The organism is Brevibacillus schisleri (assembly GCF_055685845.1).
The window spans coordinates 3,522,210-3,547,432 of sequence record NZ_JBVNDM010000001.1; the positions used below are offsets into that span (position 1 = coordinate 3,522,210).

19 protein-coding genes and 3 pseudogenes are annotated in these 25,223 nt (G+C 47.5%); 1 reads left to right on the forward strand and 21 read right to left on the reverse strand.

All coding sequences use genetic code 11. The features are described 5' to 3' along the window. Positions 1-154: 154 nt before the first annotated feature. The 5 genes and pseudogenes from ACUUHJ_RS16470 to ACUUHJ_RS16490 all read right to left on the reverse strand — a co-directional run bounded on the left by ACUUHJ_RS16470 (position 155) and on the right by ACUUHJ_RS16490 (position 6,122). Positions 155-1,369: an IS256 family transposase gene (locus ACUUHJ_RS16470; protein WP_289673754.1), complete on the reverse strand. Its 1,215-nt coding sequence runs from the start codon at positions 1,367-1,369 to the stop codon at positions 155-157. A gap of 153 nt (positions 1,370-1,522) precedes the next feature. Then, a pseudogene (locus ACUUHJ_RS16475) lies at positions 1,523-1,933 on the reverse strand (sensor histidine kinase); the annotation flags it as partial. Beyond that, a pseudogene (locus ACUUHJ_RS16480) lies at positions 1,905-2,674 on the reverse strand (hypothetical protein). The pseudogenes ACUUHJ_RS16475 and ACUUHJ_RS16480, both read right to left, overlap by 29 nt. Before the next feature lie 261 nt (positions 2,675-2,935). Continuing rightward, positions 2,936-5,119, reverse strand: a complete 2,184-nt coding sequence (gene katG, locus ACUUHJ_RS16485) for a catalase/peroxidase HPI (RefSeq protein WP_472299381.1) — start codon at positions 5,117-5,119, stop codon at positions 2,936-2,938. A 397-nt stretch (positions 5,120-5,516) separates the two neighbouring features. After that, positions 5,517-6,122, reverse strand: coding sequence for a GNAT family N-acetyltransferase (locus tag ACUUHJ_RS16490; protein WP_472299382.1), 606 nt, complete (start codon positions 6,120-6,122; stop codon positions 5,517-5,519). Positions 6,123-6,255: 133 nt separating this feature from the next. Here ACUUHJ_RS16490 and ACUUHJ_RS16495 point away from each other — a divergent pair, with 133 nt between their 5' ends. Then, complete coding sequence (locus ACUUHJ_RS16495; protein ID WP_472301206.1) at positions 6,256-6,747, forward strand: GNAT family N-acetyltransferase; 492 nt, start codon at positions 6,256-6,258, stop codon at positions 6,745-6,747. A gap of 78 nt (positions 6,748-6,825) precedes the next feature. Here the strand turns inward: ACUUHJ_RS16495 and ACUUHJ_RS16500 are convergent. The 16 genes and pseudogenes from ACUUHJ_RS16500 to ACUUHJ_RS16575 all read right to left on the reverse strand — a co-directional run bounded on the left by ACUUHJ_RS16500 (position 6,826) and on the right by ACUUHJ_RS16575 (position 25,210). Then, a pseudogene (locus ACUUHJ_RS16500) lies at positions 6,826-7,833 on the reverse strand (NAD(P)/FAD-dependent oxidoreductase). A 42-nt stretch (positions 7,834-7,875) separates the two neighbouring features. Next, a complete protein-coding gene (gene pepT, locus ACUUHJ_RS16505) occupies positions 7,876-9,108 on the reverse strand; it encodes a peptidase T (protein WP_472299383.1) in 1,233 nt (410 codons plus the stop codon). Between the two features lie 91 nt (positions 9,109-9,199). After that, positions 9,200-9,760: a dihydrofolate reductase family protein gene (locus ACUUHJ_RS16510; protein WP_472299384.1), complete on the reverse strand. Its 561-nt coding sequence runs from the start codon at positions 9,758-9,760 to the stop codon at positions 9,200-9,202. 144 nt (positions 9,761-9,904) lie between these two features. Beyond that, entirely contained in the window at positions 9,905-10,747 is an 843-nt protein-coding gene (gene dapF / locus ACUUHJ_RS16515) for a diaminopimelate epimerase (protein WP_472299385.1), read from the reverse strand. An 81-nt stretch (positions 10,748-10,828) separates the two neighbouring features. Beyond that, positions 10,829-11,800, reverse strand: a complete 972-nt coding sequence (locus ACUUHJ_RS16520; RefSeq protein WP_472299386.1) for an ABC transporter ATP-binding protein — start codon at positions 11,798-11,800, stop codon at positions 10,829-10,831. Continuing rightward, the gene (locus ACUUHJ_RS16525; RefSeq protein WP_472299387.1) at positions 11,797-12,792 is read right to left on the reverse strand and encodes an ABC transporter ATP-binding protein; all 996 of its coding nucleotides are present in this window, start codon (positions 12,790-12,792) and stop codon (positions 11,797-11,799) included. Before ACUUHJ_RS16525 ends, ACUUHJ_RS16520 begins: the two co-directional genes overlap by 4 nt. Before the next feature lie 35 nt (positions 12,793-12,827). Further along, the gene (locus tag ACUUHJ_RS16530) at positions 12,828-13,721 is read right to left on the reverse strand and encodes an ABC transporter permease (RefSeq protein ID WP_289677993.1); all 894 of its coding nucleotides are present in this window, start codon (positions 13,719-13,721) and stop codon (positions 12,828-12,830) included. Position 13,722: 1 nt separating this feature from the next. After that, the gene (nikB, locus tag ACUUHJ_RS16535; RefSeq protein WP_289677992.1) at positions 13,723-14,661 is read right to left on the reverse strand and encodes a nickel ABC transporter permease; all 939 of its coding nucleotides are present in this window, start codon (positions 14,659-14,661) and stop codon (positions 13,723-13,725) included. 35 nt (positions 14,662-14,696) lie between these two features. After that, complete coding sequence (locus ACUUHJ_RS16540) at positions 14,697-15,998, reverse strand: serine hydrolase domain-containing protein (RefSeq protein ID WP_472299388.1); 1,302 nt, start codon at positions 15,996-15,998, stop codon at positions 14,697-14,699. Between the two features lie 31 nt (positions 15,999-16,029). After that, positions 16,030-17,673: an ABC transporter substrate-binding protein gene (locus ACUUHJ_RS16545; RefSeq protein ID WP_472299389.1), complete on the reverse strand. Its 1,644-nt coding sequence runs from the start codon at positions 17,671-17,673 to the stop codon at positions 16,030-16,032. 40 nt (positions 17,674-17,713) lie between these two features. Then, positions 17,714-18,793, reverse strand: coding sequence for a M42 family metallopeptidase (locus tag ACUUHJ_RS16550; RefSeq protein ID WP_472299390.1), 1,080 nt, complete (start codon positions 18,791-18,793; stop codon positions 17,714-17,716). Positions 18,794-18,818: 25 nt separating this feature from the next. Beyond that, entirely contained in the window at positions 18,819-20,384 is a 1,566-nt protein-coding gene (locus ACUUHJ_RS16555) for an AMP-binding protein (RefSeq protein ID WP_472301207.1), read from the reverse strand. A gap of 26 nt (positions 20,385-20,410) precedes the next feature. Continuing rightward, entirely contained in the window at positions 20,411-21,181 is a 771-nt protein-coding gene (locus tag ACUUHJ_RS16560) for an enoyl-CoA hydratase/isomerase family protein (RefSeq protein WP_472299391.1), read from the reverse strand. Then, positions 21,168-22,052: an amidohydrolase family protein gene (locus ACUUHJ_RS16565; protein ID WP_472299392.1), complete on the reverse strand. Its 885-nt coding sequence runs from the start codon at positions 22,050-22,052 to the stop codon at positions 21,168-21,170. The genes ACUUHJ_RS16560 and ACUUHJ_RS16565 overlap by 14 nt, the downstream gene beginning before the upstream one ends. Next, positions 22,039-22,701, reverse strand: coding sequence for a TetR/AcrR family transcriptional regulator (locus tag ACUUHJ_RS16570; protein ID WP_472299393.1), 663 nt, complete (start codon positions 22,699-22,701; stop codon positions 22,039-22,041). The genes ACUUHJ_RS16565 and ACUUHJ_RS16570 overlap by 14 nt, the downstream gene beginning before the upstream one ends. A gap of 253 nt (positions 22,702-22,954) precedes the next feature. Continuing rightward, the gene (locus ACUUHJ_RS16575; RefSeq protein ID WP_472299394.1) at positions 22,955-25,210 is read right to left on the reverse strand and encodes an ATP-binding cassette domain-containing protein; all 2,256 of its coding nucleotides are present in this window, start codon (positions 25,208-25,210) and stop codon (positions 22,955-22,957) included. Positions 25,211-25,223 lie beyond the last annotated feature (13 nt).

A 25,223-nucleotide genomic window follows, 5' to 3' on the forward strand; every position in this document is an offset into this window, starting at 1 on the left:
GTAAACTCAATCAACCGATATATGAAAAGGTTTCATCCCCCTAATTGGGACCTCTTTTTCGAAGCCAATAGAGTCAAGGGCGTAAGGCGAAGCGAACCCTTGACGCATTGGTGGAGAGAAAGATAATCCCTTCGGGGATGAAGCCTTTCATTTGTTACCGAATGTACGGCTGTACTCGATCTTCAAAGAAAACGGATAGCTGCAAGAGAATCTGTCCCCAGTTCTGGACGCGTCCCGTCCACTTTCGCAGAACATCCATGGTCACGAGATATAGCATCTTCAGAAGGGCATCGTCTGTGGGAAACATGGCTTTTCCCTTTGTCACTTTTCGGAGCTGTCGATGATAACTCTCGATGACGTTGGTTGTATAGATCAGCTTTCGAATCTCTGGGGGATATTTAAAGAAAGTCGCAATCTCATCCCAGTTATTTCGCCAGGAACGAACCATCAAGGGATATTTACTGCCCCAGGCTTGTTCAAATTGCTCGAGTTCTTCCAATGCAGCTTGCTCCGTTGGAGCCTTATAGATGGGTTTCAGTTCGGACGTAATCTTTTTTAGATCCTTATAGGAAACATACTTGATGGAGTTTCGGATTTGATGGATGACACATTTCTGAATCTCCGTCTTCGGATAACATGCTGAAATGGCTTCTGTAAAGCCTCGAAGGTTATCGACGCTCGTAATGAGAATATCCTGCACTCCACGATTTCTCAGTTCATTGAGTACATGCAGCCAGAATTTTGCTGATTCATTCTCCCCAATCCAGATCCCGAGCACATCTTTATGACCGTCAAGGTCAATACCAATGACCATATAGGCGGCTTTATTGACGATAGCTCCGTCCTGTTTTACCTTAAAGTGAATGGCGTCAAGGAAAACAACAGCATAAACCGCTTGTAAGGGGCGATTTTGCCACTCTTTGATCATCGGTACAATCTTATTCGTTACATTGGATATGAGCGTTGGTGAGACTTCGATGCCATAGAGCTGTTGCAGATGGTCTTGGATATCGCGTGTGGATACGCCTTTGGCATAGAGGGCGAGAATTTGATCTTCGATCCCTGTCACATTGGATTGATGTTTCTTTACAATGTTCGGCTCAAAATCACCCTCTCGATCTCGAGGGACTTGGATGTCAACATCCCCGTACTCAGAACGGACGGTTTTCTTGCTATACCCATTGCGGCTGTTGGTTGTCCGCTTGTTTTTCATGTCATGCTTGGCGTATCCAAGAGAGGACTCGATTTCAGCTTCCAGCATTTCTTGGATCGTGTCTGCGAATAGATCCTTTAACGCTGACTGCACGTCGTCCACTGACTTCATGTTTTTCTCTTTGATCCACTGCTTGATCTGCTCTTTTGACATCATAAAAATCTCCCAACCTTTCTACTCCTAATTGTAGTTTAGAGGTTGAGAGTTTACACAAAATATTTTACAGACTCCGCGGAGCGCTTGTTACAAGTGCTCATAGGTATCATACGGTAGTCCTTCCATTCGGCTTTGTGCATACATCATACATAATTAAAATTTCATGAAAGTAATCGTAAATCTTGTAAAGCTGTCTTTCTCACTCTCCACTTTCATCAAGGCATGATGTGCTTCGATAATGGCTTTGACTAGCGCCAATCCAATTCCAGTCGAATCCTGCTTTCTAGAACCTGCTGCTTTGTAGAATCGATCAAAAATATGGGATAATTCTTCAGGTGCGATTCCTTCTCCAAAGTCTTGAATCACCAACTCTGTATAGATCGGCGTATCTTTTACTTGAATCATGATTGTACTGCTGGGTTTGGAATGCTCGATCGCATTCTGCAACAGGTTCAACAATGCTTCCTGCATCCATAGTTTATCGTGGGCGACGACGATTTCCTTCGGCGCATCCCAGTCAATCGCTATATGCTTATCACTGATCATGCTTGTCAAGCGATCTAGGTAGAGGAATTAGTCTGTCATAATTAATCTCAAATCTAGATACTGAATAATTCTTCAGACTAATTGTCATATCTACATCTCTTCCATCTTCTAGGTTGCAAAGAACACGTACGGTTCCGGAACTAGCACTCTTACTAACCTTATCGTATTTTCCTTCACATTTTTCTGTTGTTTATCAAAAAAGCTGATAACCGCAGATTTAACTTTCGCATCATCGATTGTTGCCTCTGAGCTTCGATCTTCATTCGTGAAAGCAGTTAAAGAAACAATTTCACCTGTTTTTTCATTTATGACAATGCGATTAGAAGCGGCCATTGGCTGGTTTAAGTCTTCAGCACGAACAAACTGTACCACGATAACATCTGCCGTTTCTTTTTTTGCGTTTTCTTTTAATACAGCTGCATCTTCTTTTGAAACGATATCCATAAAGAACGTAAAGTCTTCTTGGTTGTTCGTTCGATTTACATGCGCCTCACCAAAAGATTTCGCGTCAAGCCCCATATAGTCTTTTAGAGCTTTCGTTGCCATTTTTACCGCTTCTTCATCGCTAATCTTTCCATTTGCTACTTTGACTACATCATTTGTTGTGGTTTGAGTTGTGCCATTTCCTTCTTTGCTTGCCAACGTTACGACTTTGTTTTTCGTAGAATGAATCGCGTTATCGCTTGCAAATACCGCTGCTGTAGCACCGCCTACAATTGTTAATGCCATTGACAAAACGAGAATATTTTTTTTGTTCATGGTAATGCCTCCTGAAATTTTTTGTTTTTGGTTTGGGCACGAAACCCTTGTTACAGTTCATAGAATATAGCGTTCATATGTTAAAAGTATCTTTCAGTTGTCTCCAAGTTGTAAATTCTATAAAAACCACCTGGAGGCTTGCTTCAGATGGTAAGTAGAACATCGTAACCGATTCGATTTCTACTTGACTATAGAAAATATAAAGCAAAGAACAGTATCCAACAACAAATACTGTTCTTTGCTTTCTTTTTCAAATTATGCTTATTGAAGATCAAAACGATCTGCATTCATTACCTTCACCCATGCAGCAATGAAGTCACGCACAAACTTTTCTTTGTTATCGTCTTGCGCATAAACTTCTGCAATGGCACGCAGAACAGAGTTTGAACCGAACACGAGGTCAACAGCAGTTGCTGTACGCAAGACTTCCCCCGTTTTGGGATCACGTCCTTCAAATACGCCTCCGTCTACAGGTTTCCACTGTATGCCCATGTCTACCAAGTTAACAAAGAAGTCGTTCGTGAGTGTACCTACACGATCCGTGAATACACCGTGTTGTGTGCCACCGTGGTTTGTGCCGATAACACGCATACCGCCAACGAGTGCAGTCATTTCTGGAGCAGTAAGGTTTAGTAGCTGTGCCTTGTCGATCAGGAGTTCCGCAGGACTGACACGATATTGCTTCTTCTGGTAGTTCCGGAAACCATCAGCGATTGGTTCGAGCACAGCAAAGCTTTCTGCATCGGTTTGCTCTTGTGTTGCATCACCACGCCCGGGAGCAAAAGGAACCGTTACATCAAAGCCAGCATCTTGTGCAGCTTTTTCTACTGCGGCACTACCGCCGAGTACAATCAAATCGGCCATGCTGACTTTTTTACCAAAGTCCTCTTGAATGACTCCCAGGATCGTAAGCACCTTTTCAAGTTTTTTCGGCTCATTCACTTCCCACTCCTTCTGTGGAGCAAGACGGATGCGAGCACCATTCGCGCCACCACGCATATCCGAGCCACGGAAGGTACATGCGGAAGCCCAAGCCGTTGTTACTAGCTCGCTGACGGTAAGGCCCGAGTCTAAAATCCGTGTTTTCAGTTCTGCTACATCGGCATCTGTTAACTCATATTCAGCAGTGGGTACAGGATCTTGCCAAATAAAATCTTCTGCTGGAACTTCTGGGCCTAAATATCTTGAGCGAGGCCCCATGTCGCGGTGTGTGAGTTTGAACCATGCAGTTGCAAATGCATCTGCAAACTCTTCTGGATTCTCATAGTAACGACGAGAAATCTTTTCGTATGCTGGATCCATACGCAAAGCCATATCCGCAGTGGTCATCATCGTTGGAACACGAACGGACGCATCTTCTGCATCCGGTGCAAGATGCTCATCAGCAGGATTTACAGCAACCCATTGGTGTGCACCTGCTGGGCTCTTGGTCAGCTCCCATTCATATCCGAATAAGAGTTCAAAGAAACCATTATCCCATTGTGTCGGGTTTGCAGTCCATGCGCCTTCAATACCGCTGGTGATGGCGTCGCGACCTTTACCGGAACCGTGTGCGCTCTGCCATCCTAAGCCCATTGCTTCCAAAGGAGCAGCTTCCGGCTCTGGGCCTACTAGAGCAGCATCTCCTGCGCCGTGAGCCTTCCCAAATGTATGACCGCCTGCTACGAGAGCAACGGTTTCTTCATCGTTCATTCCCATGCGTTTGAAGGTTTCGCGAATGTCACGAGCACTGGCAAGCGGATCTGGATTCCCGTTTGGACCTTCGGGGTTCACATAAATTAGACCCATTTGAACAGCAGCAAGCGGATTCTCGAGATCACGATCGCCGGTGTAACGGTTATCGCCTAGCCATTCCTTTTCAGCACCCCAGTAAATATCTTCTTCTGGATGCCAAACGTCCGCGCGTCCTCCTCCAAAACCGATCGTCTTCCCGCCCATGGATTCAATAGCCGCATTGCCGGCAAGAATGTACAAGTCTGCCCAAGAGATCTTGTTGCCATATTTTTGCTTGATCGGCCATAGAAGGCGTCGAGCTTTATCAAGGTTGGCATTGTCTGGCCAGCTGTTAAGTGGAGCAAAACGCTGTGTGCCGGTTCCAGCACCGCCACGGCCGTCTCCTGTACGATATGTACCAGCTGAGTGCCAAGCCATACGGATAAATAATGGCCCGTAATGCCCGTAGTCGGCAGGCCACCAATCTTGGCTGTTTGTCATGAGATCATAAAGATCCTGTTTGAGAGCCTGGTAGTCCAACTTTTTGAACTCTTCCGCATAATCGAAGTCTTCGCCCATAGGGTTAGATTTTCGGTCATGCTGATGCAGGATGTTCAAGTTCAACTGGTTGGGCCACCAGTGTTTGTTCGACGTAGCACTAGGGTTGTGATTCGTAGTACTGCCATGCGAAAACGGACATTTTCCAGTGTTAGCGGTTGCCATAGAATCCATTTGTCCCTCTCCTGTCATTTAAATTAAGTATTACATAATAATACTTCTAATTTAGTTATATAGCAGTTAATAAGGGAAATCAACATTTTTTTGTTTTTTCCTCTTGAGGATTGAAATATATGAACTCTTTCATTTCCGTATGGTTGATTCTAACGTATGCATGGACCGTGTAGATTATGATCTTGGCAAGCTCTATTGTTCGCCTTCTATTCGAACCATCACAAAAAGCCCACTGTTCACCTCCTAACGGAATGTGTGGGCTTTTTGTGCGTAACTAATTTACTTGATTGTTATTTGAAATTCCGAGCCTGGTGTACTGGCAAATACCATTGTTCCGTTCTTCGGCAGAGTCACTTTATTGTTGTCGCTGACGATGGAATAGTTGAGAGAGTATTTTTCAGTTAGCAGAGTCTGGAGAAATCACTTCCCATTTTCCAAACAGCGTGAATCCCGCTCCTTTGGCCAAAGCCGCAGACGTATCATTATCGAGTTGGTATCGGTACTGTGGTTCATATCCTTGACCATAAGCATATTGGGAGATGGAGCGAACCACTTTGCGGGCGTGACCCTTTCCTCTAAACGACGTCAGCGTCAGCACGCCCAGATCCGCAATATACGCATCCTCCTCCCATGGATACATACTGGCAGCGCTGACCAGGCGATTTTGCTCAAAAGAGCCGAAAACTGCCCAGTGATCCAGTTCCACATAAGCGTCATCCAAGTCTTGTTCCGATGCGGAGGATACAAACTCGGAGAAAACCGCCTCATCTTGCTCGGCTAACCGGCGCAGGTCACCTTCGAGGTTTTCTTGCATCAATGTGTTCTTATCGGCTTTTGAAAAATAAAAAAGATAGTCTACGCCATGTAGGGTAACGCCTGCTTCATTCAATTTCTGGCGAAAGATCGACTCAGTCAAGGATTGTTGCTGGATGAGACCTATTTTCTCAGCGACCCCAGGTGTTAAGACCGCCATCACTCGTCCATCGGAAGTTTCCAGCACCATGACCCGGCTATCCTCGTCAAGTGCAGGGTTTATGGCAACAGTAAAAAATTGATCGCTATAGAGGACCTCACCATTCAAAGGGTTTCGCGGGAAATTCCAAACCCTTACGAAGCTCAATGATGGCGAGCTCGCCATCTTTTTCGAAAAGTTATTTGATCATGTTCCTACAGAACCTACGAGTCAACGAATGGTCGCGCTACAAGAGGGAGAAGTTATCGGGACGATATCCATCAAGTGGAAAACCGAATCTGATCGCATGCAAATTTTTCCTGCATGGAAGAACCTCCATGGTTTTGGCAAATGGAATCTCCTGAAAATGTTTATCGGCTTATCTCTCTTAGACCATAAACCACAGGCAGGTGAATGTTACATTACAGACGTTGTTGTCCATCCCGATCATCAAGGCAAAGGAATTGGCAACCTGCTATTGCAGTGGGCGCAGGATTTCGCACAAGCGCAGCCAAGCCTAGACAAGTTAAGCTTGTACGTCGCAGGAAGAAACCCCCGGGCAGAGCAGCTTTACCAGCGATTAGCGTTCCATACGCAACTACGAGTAAGTAACTTTTTATCACATCTTTTATTCAAAGAGAAAAAATGGAGCTACATGGTGAAGAGATTGAAATGAATCATGACAAAGGGCGAATCGTCTCTACACGACATCCGCCCTTTCACATGATGGTACTGGAAAGCATGAATTTGATTATTACTCTACTTCACAAGAAAATCTGATTAGTCGGCAGCTCTCTAATTCTTTCATTTGTACGTTGTTTATGATCTCATTCGCAGCTAAGCGGCTAATGATGGGAGCTAGTGTAATAGCTGAATGCATAACGGTCAGATAAAGACCCTTTATTTGGTCATGAAATCCAACGATGGGGTAACCGTCTTCCGGCATGGGTCTTACTCCTACCTTGATGCTTTCCAGCTCCAGCTTTTCCCCGCCTATTAAATTATGCCGAAGAATCTCAAACGCCCGCTTTCCAATTGCCTCAGGTCCATTTTGTTCGGACTCATCGATAAAATCTTCCGCCGCCAGTAACGTATCATCGGTTAGTTGTCTCGCTTCAAACTAAGCATTTGAAACTAAGGTGCGGATCAACTTTTCTTTTGATTTCATTCGGATCAGTATAGAAGGCGAAGGAGCGACAGGAACATCAAAGCCTAATGGCTTACAGAGTTCGGGTATAGCTGCGCCAGTTGCTAATACAAGAACGTCTGATTCTATAAAACCTTTGGAGGTGTTCACCCCAACAACCTTGGCAGCCTCTGTGACGATTTGCATCACTTTTGTATCAAACAGGGTGTTCGCCCCATTTTCTTCTGCTTTTTTTACGAAAAGCTTTGTAGTCAAAATTGGATCTAGAGCGCCTTCTTCGTTCGCATAATAAGCTGCCTCGGGGTATTCCTTTAGATTTGGTTCTAATTCTATGATTTGCTGCCGTTTTACTAGTTGTTTACGAGATCCCCTCATTGTCTGTAAGGACTTCCCAAGTCAATGATATTCGGCTATGGATGCATCATACAAATGTCGAAAATTTTCTAATACCCGGCCCGATGGATGAATCCAAGCGAAAGATTTCTGAGTGGCTTCACATGCAGCAGACGAATTCGTCTCTATAAGAGTGACATTCTGATTCTGCTTTGATAAGGAATACGCCATAGCTGCACCAACAAAGCCTGCACCAACTATTACAATTTTTTGATTCTTCATCGTGGGCGCTCCTTCTGACTACATCATAAGACTACCTCGCCATCAAGCTCTTTGCTCATACAGCTTTACGATTTCGATGATGGTGTGCACAGCGTGCATCATGTTATCTACGGAAACATACTCGAATCGGCCGTGGTAGTTTTCCCCGCCTGTGAAAATATTCGGAGTTGGCAACCCCATATAGGATAGCTGGGAGCCATCCGTACCACCGCGAATCGGTTGAATATTTGGCACGATTCCGAGGTTTTCTAGTGCTTGCGTGGCGATGTCCACTACTTCCATGACAGGCTCAATCTTTTCCCGCATGTTGAAGTACTCATCTATGATGTCGAGTTCAATTCGCTTCTCTCCGTATTTTTTCTGTAACTCTTCTACGATACGAGCCAGTTCAGACTTTCTCTCCTGAAACCGATTACGATCGTGATCCCGGATCAAATAACGAAGCTGCGTTTGCTCGACGTCACCTTGAATGGAAGACAGATGATAGAAGCCTTCGTAGCCTTCCGTCTCCTCAGGCGTTTCATTAGCCGGCAGCTTACCATGCAGCTCCATAGCTATTTTAGCAGCGTTGACCATTTTGCCTTTGGCCGATCCAGGGTGAACGTTCGTCCCTTTGCAGGTTATGGTGGCGGATGCAGCATGAAAGCTCTCGTACTCGATCCCGCCAAGAGGACCGCCATCCATCGTATAGGCATATACGGCGTCGAAGGCGGACACATCAAATTTATCAGGGCCTCTGCCGATTTCTTCATCCGGGGTGAAGGCTACTCTTACTTTCCCGTGTTTCAGTTCTGGATGGCGAATCAGATAATCCATGGCGGTCATGATCTCGGCAATACCGGCTTTATCATCAGCGCCAAGCAATGTGGTACCGTCTGTTGTGATTAAGGTGTGGCCTTTGTAGCCAGCCAGCTCTGGAAACTCCTGCGGCGAAAGGACAATATTCAGTGCTTCATTCAAGACAATGTCTTGTCCGTTATAATTTTCAAAGACTTGCGGTTTCACGTCAGCGCCTGTAAAATCAGTGGCCGTATCCATATGAGCGAGAAAACCGATTGTGGGAATATCTTTGTCTGTATTGGACGGTAGGGTTGCCATTACATAGCCGTTCGAATCCATCGTAACTTCCTGCATACCTATGGCTTTCAGCTCGTCTACAAGCATTTGGGCCAGTACTAGTTGTCCTGGCGTTGAAGGGCACGTTTCGCTATTTTCATCGGATTGTGTATCAACTTGTGCGTAAGAGATGAATCTATTTATGATTTCCGTTTTCATTGATCTTATCTCAACTCCAGTACAATTAGTCACACCTCTTCTAAAAAGAGGTAATCTCGTGACAAATTCTACCACGATCCCCATCGATTCTTCAATCGATTGGCCTAATGCTTTGATAGATGAGTTGCACAACGCCAGAGGAGAGCGTTTTGGTATTCACCAGACTCAAATTCAACCTCTGTTTTATATCCATAAACAACGGTTTTCCTTCTCCCAAAATAACAGGATGAACAGATAATCGAAATTCATCTACAAGCTCTAAATTGATAAATGTTGTAATTAGACTGGCTCCACCATATAGCCAGATGTCTTTGCCGGGCTTATTCTTTAATAGATTGACTTCTTCAAGGATATTATCGTTGATGAATATTGCTTTATGATCAGTCCCTTTCTGTGTCTTGGAAAACACATATTTTTCTTTACGATGAACCAATGCCCAAATCTCTTTTTCCGTATCCGTATGTTCATTTTCCGGCGTATATTGCCCCCATAGATCATAACTTTTTCTTCCATAAAGAATCGTATCGATTTGATGTAAGAAATGAACAAACTCCATTTCAGCGTCCATTATGCACCAATCAACTTCTCCATTTTTCCCTTCAATAAACCCATCTAAAGTGACAGCTAAATCTAATATGATTCTTCGTGCCATGAGTGGTTAACCCCTTTCGTTAATCTCCACCCATTTTAGACCTTTAAATATGTCATCTTATGTCTTATTCGTAGTTTTATTGATGATAGGTATCAATGCGTACACACTCAAGCTATCGAAAAGGGAATCGGATGTGGGGCGTTCTCATGTCCATGCATCGGGCAACAAATATCCTTCTGCAACCAGCTTTGAGTTGCCTTCCAAGTAAACGGATTCGGCAGCATCATCTGTGAGATGGTAAGAAATTTCAAGTGATCCCCCTCGAGTAAGCAGGTTCACAGGGGTGTCTACATGTCCTAAAATACCGGCGATGATTGCCGCAGCAGTCGATCCGGAACCGCACGCGTAGGTCTCTGCCTCTACACCGCGCTCATAGGTTCTGATGCTAAGCGTTTCCCTATCAATCCGTTCCACAAAATTTACGTTGGTACCATTGGGAAACTGCACCAGATCATTTCTGACCATCCGTCCCCATTCTCTAAGCTGGTCGTCCGCTATCGCGATAACATTTTCGACAAACCAGACCGTGTGGGGAACGCCGACAACACCATAGTGGTAGATGCCGCTCGGTCCGTCCCACTCATATAGTTGATTCAGCTTCAGCGCATGCAATGGAATGTCCGGAAACTTGACCTTCACGCTGTTCTGATTGAGCTCTGCCTGATAGATGCCAGCCATCGTTTCGAAGCTCATCTTCGTCTCGGCTGCTCCGATCTCATAGGCAAAGCGCGACATGCACCTTGCACCGTTGCCGCACATTTCTCCTTCACTGCCATCTGCGTTAAAATACCTCATCTTAAAATCTGCGATGTTGGAGTTCTCCAGCAGCATGAACCCATCCGCACCGATTGAAATGCCTCGCCTGCATACATTTTGGACAAAGGCTGAAAGCGAAACCTCGTTCAACAGGCCATCGCGATTGTCTACTACAATAAAGTCGTTGCCACAGCCATTCATTTTTTTAAACGGGATCCCACCTTCAAACATTACTCTCCCCCTTATTATCCGATGTAGTGTTTTCATCCAAGCAACTGCTCCACAGGATGGACTGGGAGCAGTCGCCCTGATTTAAGAAAGACATGATTGATAGAGATGACAAGCGACCGATTGCCCTTCTATTTCATGCAGCTTTGGCAACTCGACCTTGCATATTTCCATGCTGGAACGACAGCGCGGATGGAATTTACATCCCTCTGGTGGATTAGACGGGGACGGGAGTTCTCCCGATAACACAATTTGCTCTCGCGTATCATCAGGATCAGTAATGGGTTTGGCTGAAAGCAATGCTTGTGTATAGGGATGCAGCGGTCGTCCGAACAGCTTTTCTTTCTCGGCATACTCGATGATTTCACCTAAATACATGACCGCCACTTTATCGGCAATGTGCTCTACTACGCTCAAATCATGCGAAATGAAGACATACGTCAAGGAAAATTGTTCTTGCAAATCCTGTAGCAAATTTAGGATTTGCGATTGAATCGACACATCTAGTGCGGAGACAGGCTCATCCGCGATAATCAGCTTTGGCCGAAGAATCAGAGCACGGGCGATGCCAATTCGTTGTCTTTGCCCTCCGGAAAATTCATGAGGATAGCGAGATAGATGCTGCTTGCTCATACCGACAATCTCAATCGTTTCTTCCAATAGCCCTTGTCGCTGCTCCCGGGGAATACGGTGCGAAATCAGCGGCTCCGTCAAGATGTGCCCAATCGTTAGTTTCGGGTTCAATGTTTCAAATGGATTTTGAAAAACCATTTGCATATTTCGCCTAACTGCACGCATTTCATGTTTGTTCATTTTTCCTATTTCGTTCCCTTGGAAACGAATTTCGCCTTGGACGGGCTCCAGCAAACGCAGAATACATTTTCCCAATGTAGACTTTCCGCAGCCTGACTCCCCGACAATCCCCAGCGTTTCTCCTTCATAGACGCTCACATCAATCCCGTTTAGCGCATGAACATAATGGGGTTGTTGAAGCCACCCTCTTTTCATGCGAAACAGCTTGCGTAGTCCTTTCACTTCCAGGATTGGAGTTGTCATCTACCTACCACCGAGCTTTCCTGTACATGACCCTTGTCTTGGGTAAATAACCAGCATCGACAAGAAGAATACGGATCCACTGGACGGAGCACGGGATTCTGCTCCCAACATATCGCCATCGCTCGATCGCATCGTGGGGCAAACCTGCACCCATTGGGTTTGTTTTCCGGTGTCGGCACACTGCCTTTTATGCAATGAAGCCTCTTTGCGCGTTGCCTTGGTGTCGATTGGAGCAAACCTATGGTGTACGGGTGCTTCGGATTGCGCAACAACGACCGTACGTCCGCTGTTTCAATCGCTTGTCCCGCATACATCACCATGACGCGGTCGCACACTTCAGCGATCACCCCTAAATCATGCGTAATCATGATCACTGACATGCCGATATCCCTTCTGATTTTTTTGATCAGATTCAAGATTTGCGCTTGAATGGTCACATCCAATGCGGTCGTCGGTTCATCAGCGATCAGTAACGACGGATTGCATGCGATCGCCATGGCAATCATCACCCGCTGCCTCATTCCTCCTGACAAACGATGCGGGTAATCCCTGTAAATCTCTTCTGCTCGGGAGATGCCCACCACGGTAAGCAAATCCAGTACCCGTTGCTTTACCACCGCCTTGCTTTCACCCTCATGCTCGTGCAGTACCTCACTGATTTGCCGGCCGATCGTCAACACCGGATTTAACGAATGCATCGGTTCCTGAAAAATCATCGCCATTTCCTTGCCTCTGAGACTGCGCATCTCGGCTTCACTCAGCGCAAGCACTTCTTTCCCATTAAATCGAATGCTTCCAGTCAAAGTGGCATTATTGTCCAACAGTCGCATGAGCGAGAGCGAAGTGGCGCTCTTGCCACACCCCGACTCTCCAACGATTCCCAGCGTCTCCCCTTTTTTTACATGTAAATCAAGCTGATCAACCACCGTAATCGTTCCCGACTCCTTCGTGAACCGGGTTGTCAGCCCTGTCACTTCCAATACATTGTCCATAAACGGAATCCCCCTCCAATCCTCTTATTGTCCTTTTACTTTTGCGTACGGGGATCAAAAATATCGCGCAAGGCATCTCCCAGCCGGTTTACTGCCAACACGACAATCGTGATAGCCAATCCTGGGTATATCGCAAGCCACCAGGCATCGGACAAATAATCTTTTCCTTCATTCAACATGGTCCCCCATTCGGGAGTCGGCGGCTGCGCGCCCAAGCCGATAAAGCCCAATGCAGCCGTATCGAGAATCGCTCCCCCGACGAACAATGTCATGTAAACGAACAATACATTCGTAATATTGGGGAGAACCTGGAAAAGAATGATCCACCAGCTCGGTGTCCCGATCGATCTGCTGGCTTCCACATATCCAGACGACATGATCACGAGCGTCGCTGCCCTGATCAGACGTGCAAAGCTGGGAATCGAAGAAATGCCGATTGCGATCATCGCATTGGTTTGACTCGGTCCAAGCGCCGCGACAATGGCCAAGGCCAAAATGATCCCCGGCAATGCGAGCAAAATATCCATGATCCGCATGAGCAGATGATCAATGAATCCACCCACATATGCACTGATGACCCCAATCATCGTTCCTGCCACTACTGTGATGCCGACCGCCATGACAGCAACCACAAGTGTAACGCGCGTTCCGTATAAAATACGGGAAAACAAATCGCGGCCGATCGCATCCGTTCCGAGAACATGCTTGGCAGACGGGCCTTGCAGAAAGGCTTCGTAATTACTTTCAGTAGGGTCATAAGGAGCAATCCAAGGCCCGACAATTCCGATCGCAGAAATGAGTAAAAGCACCATCAAGCTTATTTTTGCTGCTCGCTGTTTCTTCATTTTTCCCCAAAAGGCAAGCTTGGGGAAAATCGGGAATTTGGCATGCGTCACCCCATCTACGACGGTTTTGCTCCCCTCATTCAAGTTACCGCCCCTCCTTCTCTGTAATGAGGTCGACACGCGGATCAATCAAACCATAAAGGAGGTCGACCATCATATTTACCACCACATAGACAAAGCCCATCAGCAACACAATGCCCTGAATCATCGGAAAATCACGGGCTGAAATCGCACGGATAGCTAATGTGCCGATTCCAGGCCAGTTGAACACTTGTTCGATGATAACTGCTCCGCCCAGCAGAGTCGCGATTTGCAAGCCTACCACCGTAACAACAGGAATCATGACATTGCACAAAGCGTGTCGGAATAAGATGATCGACTCCCTCAATCCCTTGGCCCGTGCCGTTCGAATGTAATCGTGGGAAAGCACTTCGACCATACCTGAACGAGTCAGTCGGCTGATCATCGCGGAAGACAATACGCCCAAGGTACAAGCAGGCAAAACAAGATCCTTCCATCCCGTACCACCCGCGATTGGAAACCAGCCTAATTGAACGGAAAAGAACATGATGACGATTAAGCCCAGCCAGAAGCTCGGCAGCGATAATCCGATCGATGCTGCCGCCATCAGCATAAAGTCCAAGAGCGTATTCTTGTATTTCGCAGCGATCATTCCCATCGTTAAGCCAATGACGACCGCGATGCCAATTCCAGCGAAGGCTAGCTTGACCGTTGCTGGAAACCGTTCCAATATTTCCACGATGACAGGTCTTTCTGTTTGTAAGGAATTTCCGAAATCCCCTTGGATGACTTTTTCCATGTAGGTCAGGTACTGATGCGGAAGGGGCTGATTTAGCCCCATTTGTTCACGTAACTGTTCCACTTGTGCTTTTGTAGCCTTTTCCCCTAACATGATCCGTACCGGATCTCCAGGAATAAAATGAACGAGCGCAAACGAAAAGATGGAAATGCCGAGGAGGACAATCACTCCTGATAGCATCCGATTCAACAAATACTGTTTCATGATTTGTTCACTCCTCTCTTCTAGAATGCGTATGGCTAAACTCGCTTGGGAATTTGGCGATAGGAGCCCATCATGCGAATAACCGTTTGACTCCCGTCTCGTATAAAGCGTACGGTTTGATCCGACCCTTCAACGTTCGAGAGAAAAACGTCTTCGTCAATAGCTTTTAAAGAGAATGAGTCCGAATGATCGACCGTTACAATCAGCGTGCCTGCATCCACGCTTACCTGAAGATGAATTCCTTCCATAGAGCTGTACTCGCCCGCATATTCAAGCAGACGATCTGGCGGGAGGTCATATTCCTTATAGGTGACATGCGTTGATTTCGCCGGACGATTCTCGATGCAGTGAAACGTTCCATGTGCCAATGCGACAGCTGGCGAACCGCTGAGATTGGTTAGGGCTACAGCAGCCAATCCGTTCTCGGGGATGATGCTCATGTAGGCTTGGATCCCTTTCTCGCTGCCGCTATGGCCCAGCATCACAGCACCGTAGAAATTGGGTGTAATCGCTATACCATACCCGTAATATTGGTTGTGTTCACATCGGAAATAAGGGGTGGTCATCTGCTGCACACTTTCCGTGCGAAGAATTCGCTCCTTGCCAATCAAACCTTTCGTTCGAAACAGCTCGGTGTATCTCATCATGTCGGTGAGTGTTGATTTTAATCCGCCGGATGATTGAAACGGCGGTGTCTCAAATAGTGGTGTTCTATCCTCGTACCCTTCCAACTCCGCCAAAGAAAAGCAACTACGCTGCATTCCCGCTGGTTGGAGAATATGCTCCTTCACATACGTCGAGTATGGCTTGCCGCTTACCCGTTCAACAATTGCTCCCAGTAGCGTATAGCAATCATTGGAATAGCTGAACTCCGTACCTGGTGCGCCCAATAAAGGAAATTCCAGTTGTGCCATATAGGTCATCAATTCCTCATAGGTGTTCATCCCAAGCTTGAGTGCTTCATCGACGCAAGATAATGGCGGCAAACCGGAGGAATGGGTTAGAAAGTTGTGAATGGTAATTGCCTCCGTTCCACTTCCCGTTTTTACATGAAACTCTGGCAAAAAGCGGGAAACAGGATCGGCAACCGTCAGTTTTCCGGCTTCCTGTAGCTGCATGATCGCAATAGCGGTAAACGATTTCGTAATCGAAGCGATTCCGAACAAAGTATCAACTGTCGCTACCTGACCTTGCTCGGCATCACGATAGCCGAAGCCTTTGGCATAAACGAGCTGTCCGTCTTTGGCCACTCCAATTGCAGCTCCAGGCACCTTCCTTTCCATCATGGTTTCTCGGACAAACTCCTCATAACTCGCGATCCATTCCTGACTGTTCATGACCTGTTCTCCTTGTTTTTTGTTTCCGCGCTTACTTAACCCACACGTCCTGATACAATTTCAGTCCGGATGGATCAAGCATGAGTCCTTGAACACGGTTGTTTACCACGACAAACCGTTTTTCCGTGTAAATGGGAATCCAAAAAGCCTCCTCCACAGAGCGCTTCTGAAGTTCTTCGTAGATTTTTGCTCTATCGTCGCTCTTCATCGTCACCTGTCCCTTTTCCAGCAAGGAATCGATCGTTTTGTCATGGATTGCTGAACGATTCATCCCACCGATCTGACTTGAATGCATGAACGGAAACAAGATATCAGGGTCATCAGCGACGTATCCGTCAAGCGCCAAGTCAAATGTGCCAGCTGCCGTTAGCTGGTCGACTGCGCTGCCTTCCAGCGTAATGATTTTTACGTCTACACCAATCGCTTTGAACATTCCTTGCATCAATTGGGCAAGTTGAGACCACAGTTCCATACTCAACAATTCGAGATGAAGCGGTTTTCCTGCTTTCTCCCTTATCCCTTGTGCATTCAGTTTCCATCCGGCTTCTTCCAGGAGCTTCACCGCTTCCTCGGGGTTGTATTTGTATGCATAGTGAGCAATGAATGGATCGTATCCGAACAAATTGGCAGGCAGCGGACCATCTGCAACAATTCCTTCGCCTTGGAGATGCGACTGCACGATAGCCTCTTTCTTAACTGCCATTTGCAACGCTTTGCGTACGTTTTTATCTTGTAAAATCTCGTTATTCAAGTTCAGCTCGACAAACAGCCCCAAGCCGCGCTTTGTCTGCTCAAGTACGGTAAAACGGTTGTTGTTCTTGAATTTCTTCGCGTCTTTCGCAGGCAGATCAGCGATGTCGATGGTGCCACTTTCCAAAGCAGCGACAGCCGTTTGCGGATTTCGAATCAATTTCAGAACTAATTTGTCCGGCCTCACTGGTCCTTGATTTTGAAAGGAGGGCGGTGCCCAGCGATAGGCATCATTTTGGACTAACGTGATCGAATCTCCTGATTTCCAGCTCTCCATCTTCCATGGACCGACACCGACCGGATTCCTTCCGTATTGATCCCCAAACTTTTGCACCGCGTCCACCGAGAGCGGCTGCATCCAGCTAGCGGAAGTGAAATAGGTGAGGAGCGTGGCAGACGGTTCATTCAACTCCAAAATCAGGGTCTGATCATCTGGTGTTTTGATTGATTGGATGATGCCAAGAACCATGCCTACGCCTTTCGGAGCGATTTCCGGAGACATGGCCCGCTCAAATGTTCGCTTGTACGCCTGGGCAGTGAGCGGTGTCCCATCATGAAAGGTAACGCCTTGGCGAATGCGAAATGTCCATGTCTTCCCATCTTCCGAAATGGAGTACGATTCGGCCAGATAGGGCTTGACCTCATTTGTTTGGGGATCTCTGTAAAGGAGAGCCCCCCCTAGATTGAGCGCTACCCCCTCTGTGCTTAACGCGGTCGATTTGTGGGCATCTAGTGTATCTGGTTCACTACTAATCGCAACGGTGATCGTTCCGCCCTTTTTCTCGGATATATTGACATCTTTATTTCCATCATCCGTACCTGATTTCGTTGCAGGCGCATCGCAGCCGGACACGATAGCCAGCAGTACGAAACAGGAAAGGACAATGCTCACAAACGTGGCGATTTCCCGCTTTCTAATCCCCATCAATGACACCACTCCCTTGTTTGGGAAATATCCTCGCCTCCTACGATTTGAGCCAATCAACCGTTTTTTGATCCAGCTTTTTGACGAGAGCCGTCAGCAATTTCACCGTATTTTCCACATCATCATGATGGAGAATCGAAGCGTGACTGTGAATGTAACGCGCAGGAATTGCAATGACGATGGATGGAGCCCCTTTGCCAACCATATGAGCAGCTCCTGCGTCCGTACCCGCACCTGCAAGAGCAGCATATTGATACGGGATGCCTTCCTCTTCAGCCGTATCAAATAATAGATCACGCAATTTCCGATTAGGCACGAGCGAGCCGTCGAATAGACCAATCGTAGGCCCACCACCAAGCTTGATATCAGGCAAATTAGGAGAGTCGGCGCTTCCCGGCGTGTCAAACGTTATCCCCGTCTCCAATGCAATAAATAAATCTGGCTGCACCATATACGTGCTCGTGAATGCGCCGCGACATCCCACTTCTTCTTGTGCAGTAGCGCCGCTATATACGATGTTGGGGTGATCCGTTTCCTGCAACTGTTTCATTACTTCAATGGCTGTCAGGCAACCGCCGCGATTATCGAGCGCTTTTGCCATATACATCTTGTCATTCGCCATCACCGTGAAAGGGCAGATCGGCACAACCGGATCACCTGGGCGAATACCCAGCTCCTTTGCCTGTTCTGCATTTGATGCTCCGATATCGATGTACATCCGTTCGATTTCAACCACTTTCTTTCGTTCTTCCGAAGACAGCAGATGTGGCGGTTTTGACCCGATTACGCCGACAATATCCCCTTTGCGTGTTTTAATGTTCACACGCTGTGCCAGCATCACCTGCGACCACCAGCCACCAAGCGGCTGGAAGGCGATGAACCCATCCTTCATGACACGCGTTACCATGAAACCCACTTCATCCATATGGCCCATCATCATGATTTTGGGGCCATTGGCCATGCCTGTTTTCCGACCGATTATGCTTCCCAGATTATCTGTGAACACTTCTTCTGTAAGCGGTTCCAAATACGTGTGCATTAATTCTCGCACTTCCTGTTCTTGTCCGGGAACTCCGGAAGCCTCTGTCAGCTCTTTCAGTATCTTTACCCAACTATTCATCCATCTCTTCCTCTCCATTTGCAGGTTATCTCCAGCTATCGTCAATGCGATCGTAGGAACCGATGCGAAGATCTGCTTTTTCGTTCGCCAGTACATGCTTGGCTATACGCTCAGATGGGGTACGAGGCAATTCACTGCGGTATTCCCAATATCGTGGAACCTTGTAGTAAGCAAGATGCTCGGTGCAATACGCAATCAACTCATGAGGTGGCACCACATGGCCTTCTTTTACTACCACGTATGCCTTGATTTCTTCCCCGCGTAATTCGTCTTTCACTGGAAGACAGGCAGCATATTGCACGGCCGGATGCATTTTCATAACTTCCTCAACCTCAGCAGCCGAAATATTTTCCCCACTCCGACGAATCATCTCCTTTTTTCTGCCGACATAGTAGATGTATCCGTCTTCGTCCATTCGCACCAAATCTCCAGTGTGGAACCAGCCGCCCTGAAAAGCAGCGCAAGTCGCATCAGGATCTTTAAAATAGCCATCCATCATCCCCAAGCCCCGCAGGAGGAGCTCGCCAACCTCGCCCCTCGAAACGGGGCGGTTGTGAATATCAACAACACGGACGGTCCGGTCTTTATCCGGTTTCCCGATGCAGCCTGTTCCGAGCAATCGGTCATGATCCTGTGGTTTTACCGAAATATCTCCACCAGTCTCTGTCATGCCAAAAACCTCATACCATGGCGCACCCCATCGCTCTTCCAATTCGCGGTGCAGATGCGGGGGAATGGCCGAACAAAGGATGGTGCGAACGTTATTTTCCCTGTCTAATGGCGAGCGTGGTGCTTTGACCATTAGCGTGGGCATGATCCCCAGGCAGTAGAAAAAGGTAACGTCATATTGCCGTACTTTCTCCCAAAATGTAGAGGGATGAAATCGATCGAGAACCACAAGCTTTGCCCCCACAGCAATCGCACCCAGCAAATTCCATTGGGGGTCCATATAGTAAAAGGGCTGCGCCGTTAACAGTACATCTGAATGGGTCAAATGGGGATGCTGCTCCACCACCTTTTTTGCTATGGTGAGCCAATATTCATGTGAAAGCATACACCCCTTGGGTAAGCCTGTCGTGCCGGAAGTATATTGGATGTTGACTAAAGTTTCAGGAAAAACGGGAAGCGTTGTTGGAGTCGTGGGCGCTGTTTCACACATCGCTCTGAAATCGACAACGTTGGGATCGTCCGATTGGTCTATTGAGAGGATTGTTTTGAGGGTTTGTAAGGAAGGTCTGATCTTTTGTAGCAGGGATAAAAACTCTTGTGAAGTTACGATAACGATTGCTTCGGAGTGGTGGAGGATATACTGTGCATCGTACTCTTTGTAATTTACATTGATCGGCACGATCGTCGCGCCCAGTTTTGCCAACGCCAGCCAGGTAAGGGGGAATTCTGGCTGGTTCCTCAGCATGACGGCTACCCGATCCCCATAGCCTACGCCCAGCACTTGGAGCATGTTAGCGATCTGGTTGGAACGGTCTTCAATCTCCTGAAAGGACAGTTGTTCATTCCATTCATCAAAGACAAGCCCGATTTTTTCTCCCCATCGTTTGGCTGCCCGTGCCGTCAAAGACTTGATTTCTTGCATGTCCAAAAGGTTTCAGCCCTCCTTCTCTATACCGATCCTTTTTTTCGGAACTCTTCGGCAGCCTGCTTGGATTCGATTGTTTGCACGGTTGCCAGCGCATGCTCGATCTCCAATTCAAAAGCAGCCTCCAGATCGCATTGCGCCCCGCGATTAAGCGCAAATTTGGCTTTTGCCAGTGCTACTTGCGGGAGCTCAGCTAACCGTTTCGCCCACTTGTCAGCTTCTTCAGCTAACACTGTATGATGTACTACCTTGTTGATGAGTCCTAGATGCAGTGCTTGCGATGCACCGAACCTTTCGCCCGAGAACAGCAATTCTTTCGCCCGGACCAGTCCGATCGTGATGGGAAGGATATGCGAGATCCCTCCGGTAACACTAAGTCCCACACTCACTTCCGGAAAGCCGAATTCGGCATCTTGAGCGGCGATGATCAAATCGCATCCGAGCGCAAACTCACACCCTGCTCCTAATGCATACCCGTGGACCGCAGCGATCACTGGAAAAGGAACACGCTGGATCTTTCGTGTTATATCCTGAATCTTCTGCAAATTGAGGCGGAGCTCAGCCTCATTTTCAAGCTTTTCTTCATGACGCAAATCATGTCCTGCACAAAAAGCATTCCCGCGGCCAGCCAGTATTGCTGCCCTTACTCCTTCCCGTTCCAATTTATCGAGCGATCCATACAGCTCCTCTACCAATTGAGGAATCACCGCATTTAGCCGCTCGGGACGATTCAGGTGAATCCAGCCTATCTCTTGACGGATCTCACACTCTACCACCGCCTTACGTGTTATCATTCTTTTTTACCTCCGCCTTTATTTTGGAAAACAATGCTCTCGCATTCGAACCGAGCACCTTCTCAAGTACCTCGGGCTTTATGCTTAATTCCTTCCATTCTGCAATCGCGCGTTTCAGAGGAAAAACAGGCCAGTCTGTTGCAAAGAGAATTTGATCTTGCAAGAGGTTGTTTGCCAACCTGTACATCATCTCCCACCCTGCTCCTTGCACCCCCAAATATCTTGGAGAAAGCCCGCCCAAATCCATCAGAACATTGGGGTGCTTGCGCGCTACGGCAACCATTTCAGGTACCCAGGGCCACCCTCCATGACATGCGATCAATGTTAATTCCGGAAAATCACAGGCGACTTGATCCAGCAGCAGCGGGTGTTCATTTCGGATGGGATGAATTCTTGAATAATTAATTCCCGTATGAATGGCAACTGCCAAGCCTAACTCGGCAGCCTTTGCGTATACGGGATATAATTTGCGATCATCGATTGGCATCTCAAAAAATGCAGGCTGGATGTTTACTCCCAGAAAGCCAAGCTCTCTGATGCGACTCACTTGTTGGGCAGCGCGCATCGGTCTGAAATGCTCCATTGAAATCGTACCGAATCCTGAGAAGAGCTCGGTGTGAGCGGATATGACTTTTGCCAATGCTTCATTCAGCGCATCCCCATCCTCGCCGAATTCGTATTCTGCATGCATAATGGCGTGGTCGACTCCTGCTTCTTTCATTTCTTGTATCAAATCATCGAGCGTTTTCGCCATTGTCGATCTTACTTGTAACACCGCGTCATATTGAGCGACGTACTCATTTCCCATTTCACCTAGGCGTGCCTCACGGAACTGCTGTGGCAAGCGGACACGGGCATCAAGAATGTTCATGCGCAGCAGCCCCTAGCCATGGTTTCATAAAAAAACGAGCGGTTCTAGGTAGATCCAAATCGGAGACAGTCAGTTGCTGACCGTTTCGCTTTGCCTGAACGAGTGCAAGCGCCATATCGGAAAAATTCAAGCTGATTTCTTCCAATGAATTTGGGCCATCGGGCGAGTACCAATGGGCGACACCCGTGCACATTTGAAGCAAAGCCAGGACGGCAAGCTTGGTATTTTCTATCGTAAATACGCCCCTCTCCAATCCGCTCGTTAAAATACGCAGCCAGAGCATCTCATATTCACTGCGCAGCCCGACTATTTCTTCGCGCGTATTTCCTGTCAGCGCACGGAACTCGGTATCTACTACTAGCGCTGTTAGCTTGTCAATGGCATGGCTGGTAACATGAAGCTGGACAAACGCTGCCAATTGTTGTTCGGGTGCTTCAAGCTCAGCGAGTACTTCCTTTGCATTTCCGAGAAGGGTCTGTAACCCTTCTTGCATGATAGCAACCAGCAGATCCTCTTTTGTTTTCATGTAATGATAAAGGGTGGAGGAAGTTACCTCTGCTTCTAGAGCGATATCGCGTATGCTGGTTGCTTCAAAACCTTTTCTTGCGAATAGCCGTAATGCAGCTTGAAATATTTTTTCTTTCGTCAAAAAAGCGCGCTCCTTTCTACTGAAGATTGCTGGAAACGAGAGCCTCTCATGTTCAGTTACTTGTCGCGGTTACATCATCTGCTTTTTTGGGTTTTGTCGATCGATCGATCGATAGGCTGCCTGTAATCACCACTTTACTAATCGCCTGATTTAATGTCAAGATTATTTTTTATTTTCTGACACTTATATCAACATAACAAAAATCTCCTCCGGTTTCCCATGAGGAGATCTGTATCCGTTATGACATAGGAGCTTACTGCTTCAAGTATCTTCCCGTGATCGACTGCACTGCATGAATGATCTGCGGAGGTGTGCCCTCGAAGATCACTTGACCGCCGTTGCTGCCCCCATCTGGTCCCATATCGATAATCCAATCTGCTTGGCTAATCACATCGAGGTTGTGCTCGATGACGATTACCGTATTGCCGGCATCCACGAGGCGGTTCATGATCTCAAGAAGGTGGCCGATATCTGACATATGCAGGCCGGTTGTCGGCTCGTCCATCACGTAAATACTCCCTTTCTTGTGCAACTCGCTGGCCAGCTTGATGCGCTGACATTCCCCGCCCGAGAGCGTGCTGAGCGGTTGTCCGAGTGTAATATAATTCAGTCCCACATCACTCATCGCCTGAAGCTTGCGCACAACCTCTTTTTGCTCAAAAAATTCCAATGCCTGCTCCACAGTCATCTCCAGCACTTCGGCAATGGACTTGCCGTTCAGCTTGTAAGCGAGTACCTCTTCCTTGAACCGTCTCCCTCCACATGCTTCGCACGGTAGCTTTACACTTTCAAGGAATGCAAGGTCTGTATACACAACACCAAGACCTTGGCAGTTCTCGCAAGCCCCCTTGGAGTTGAAGCTGAACAAGCCTTGGTTGACCTTGTTCGCGGAAGCAAACGCCTTGCGCACATCATCCATAATCCCTGTGTAGGTCGCAGGATTCGAGCGTGTTGACACACCTACCGCCGATTGGTCGATGACGATCGCATCCGGATGCTTGCTGAGGAATATTTCGTTAATCAGTGTACTCTTACCTGAGCCTGCAACACCCGTAACGACTGTCAGCACTCCAGTTGGTATATCAACCGTTACGTTTTGCAGATTATGCAGTGTTGCATCCTCGATGGTCAGCTTGCCCGAAGGCTTCCTGGAATCTTGCTTCAGTTGGAGCGGCCGCTTCATATGGGTGCCTGTCAGTGTCCCTGATTCCAGCAGTCCTTCAAAGCTGCCTTCATACACGATAGTGCCACCGTGGTTACCGGCGTGAGGACCGACGTCGACGATATGATCTGCCACCTTGATCACATCGGGATCATGCTCGACGACAATGACGGTATTGCCCTTATCACGCAGCTTTTGAAGCAATTCATTTAATCGATGTACATCACGAGGGTGCAAGCCAACGCTGGGTTCATCGAAAATGTAAGTGACATCCACCAGACTGCCGCTCAGGTGCTTCACCATCTTGACGCGCTGTGATTCGCCGCCGGACAAGGTATCCGTTTCACGATCCAGCGTCAAGTAGTCCAGTCCGATATCGACTAGATGCTGCAACCGTTCCGTCAGCGACTTGACCATCGGTGCGGCAACCGAATCGTCAATCTCAGCAATGATGCGTATGAGCCGACCGACCTCCATAGAAGACATCTCTGCAATGTTGAGGCCATTGATTTTGCAGTTGAGTGCAGCTTGATTGAGTCTCGCACCATGACAGCTGGAACAAGGACCTTCGGAGATGAATGGCGCAACAGCTTTTTGTGTACGCTCAGACTTCGTCTTTACATCCTGCTTGATGTATTTGTTGGTGAACTTCTCAAGGACGCCTTCCACAGTAATATTCACGGCTTTCCCGGCGAATTGCATCTCTACTTTCCTCGCCTTGGCATACAATAGCTGCTCAAGCTCCTCATCCGAATAATCGCTCAGCTTCTTGTCAGGATCGAAGCCCGTCTGCACGAGCATATTCCATTCCATGCCGTCCACCTTATAGTCCGGCAGCAAGATTGCCCCTTCCTTCAACGACTTGGACATGTCCACTGCCTTGCTGAGGTCGACGCCTAATTTGCGACCGATCCCGTTGCATTCGGGACACATACCTTGTGGATCGTTAAAAGAGAACATGTTCGCTTGTCCAACATTTGGCTGACCTACTCGGGAGAAGAGCAAGCGGAGAATGGAAGAAATATCAGTAATCGTGCCCATCGTGGAATGAGAACCACCGCCCAGTCGCTTCTGATCCACGATAACCGCCATGCTCAGGTTCTCGATCGCGTCTGTATCCGGCTGCGGATAGCGGGGCAGGAAATTGCGCACGAACATGCTGAAGTTCTCATTTAGCAAACGTGTGGATTCTGCGGCGATCGTATCGAAGACGATTGAAGACTTGCCCGATCCAGATACACCGGTGAAGATCGTAATCTTTCGCTTGGGGATACGCAAGGATACGTTTTTGAGATTGTTTTCCCTCGCACCGGAGATTACGATATACTCCTGATTAGATTCGCCCATGCCTATCATCCTT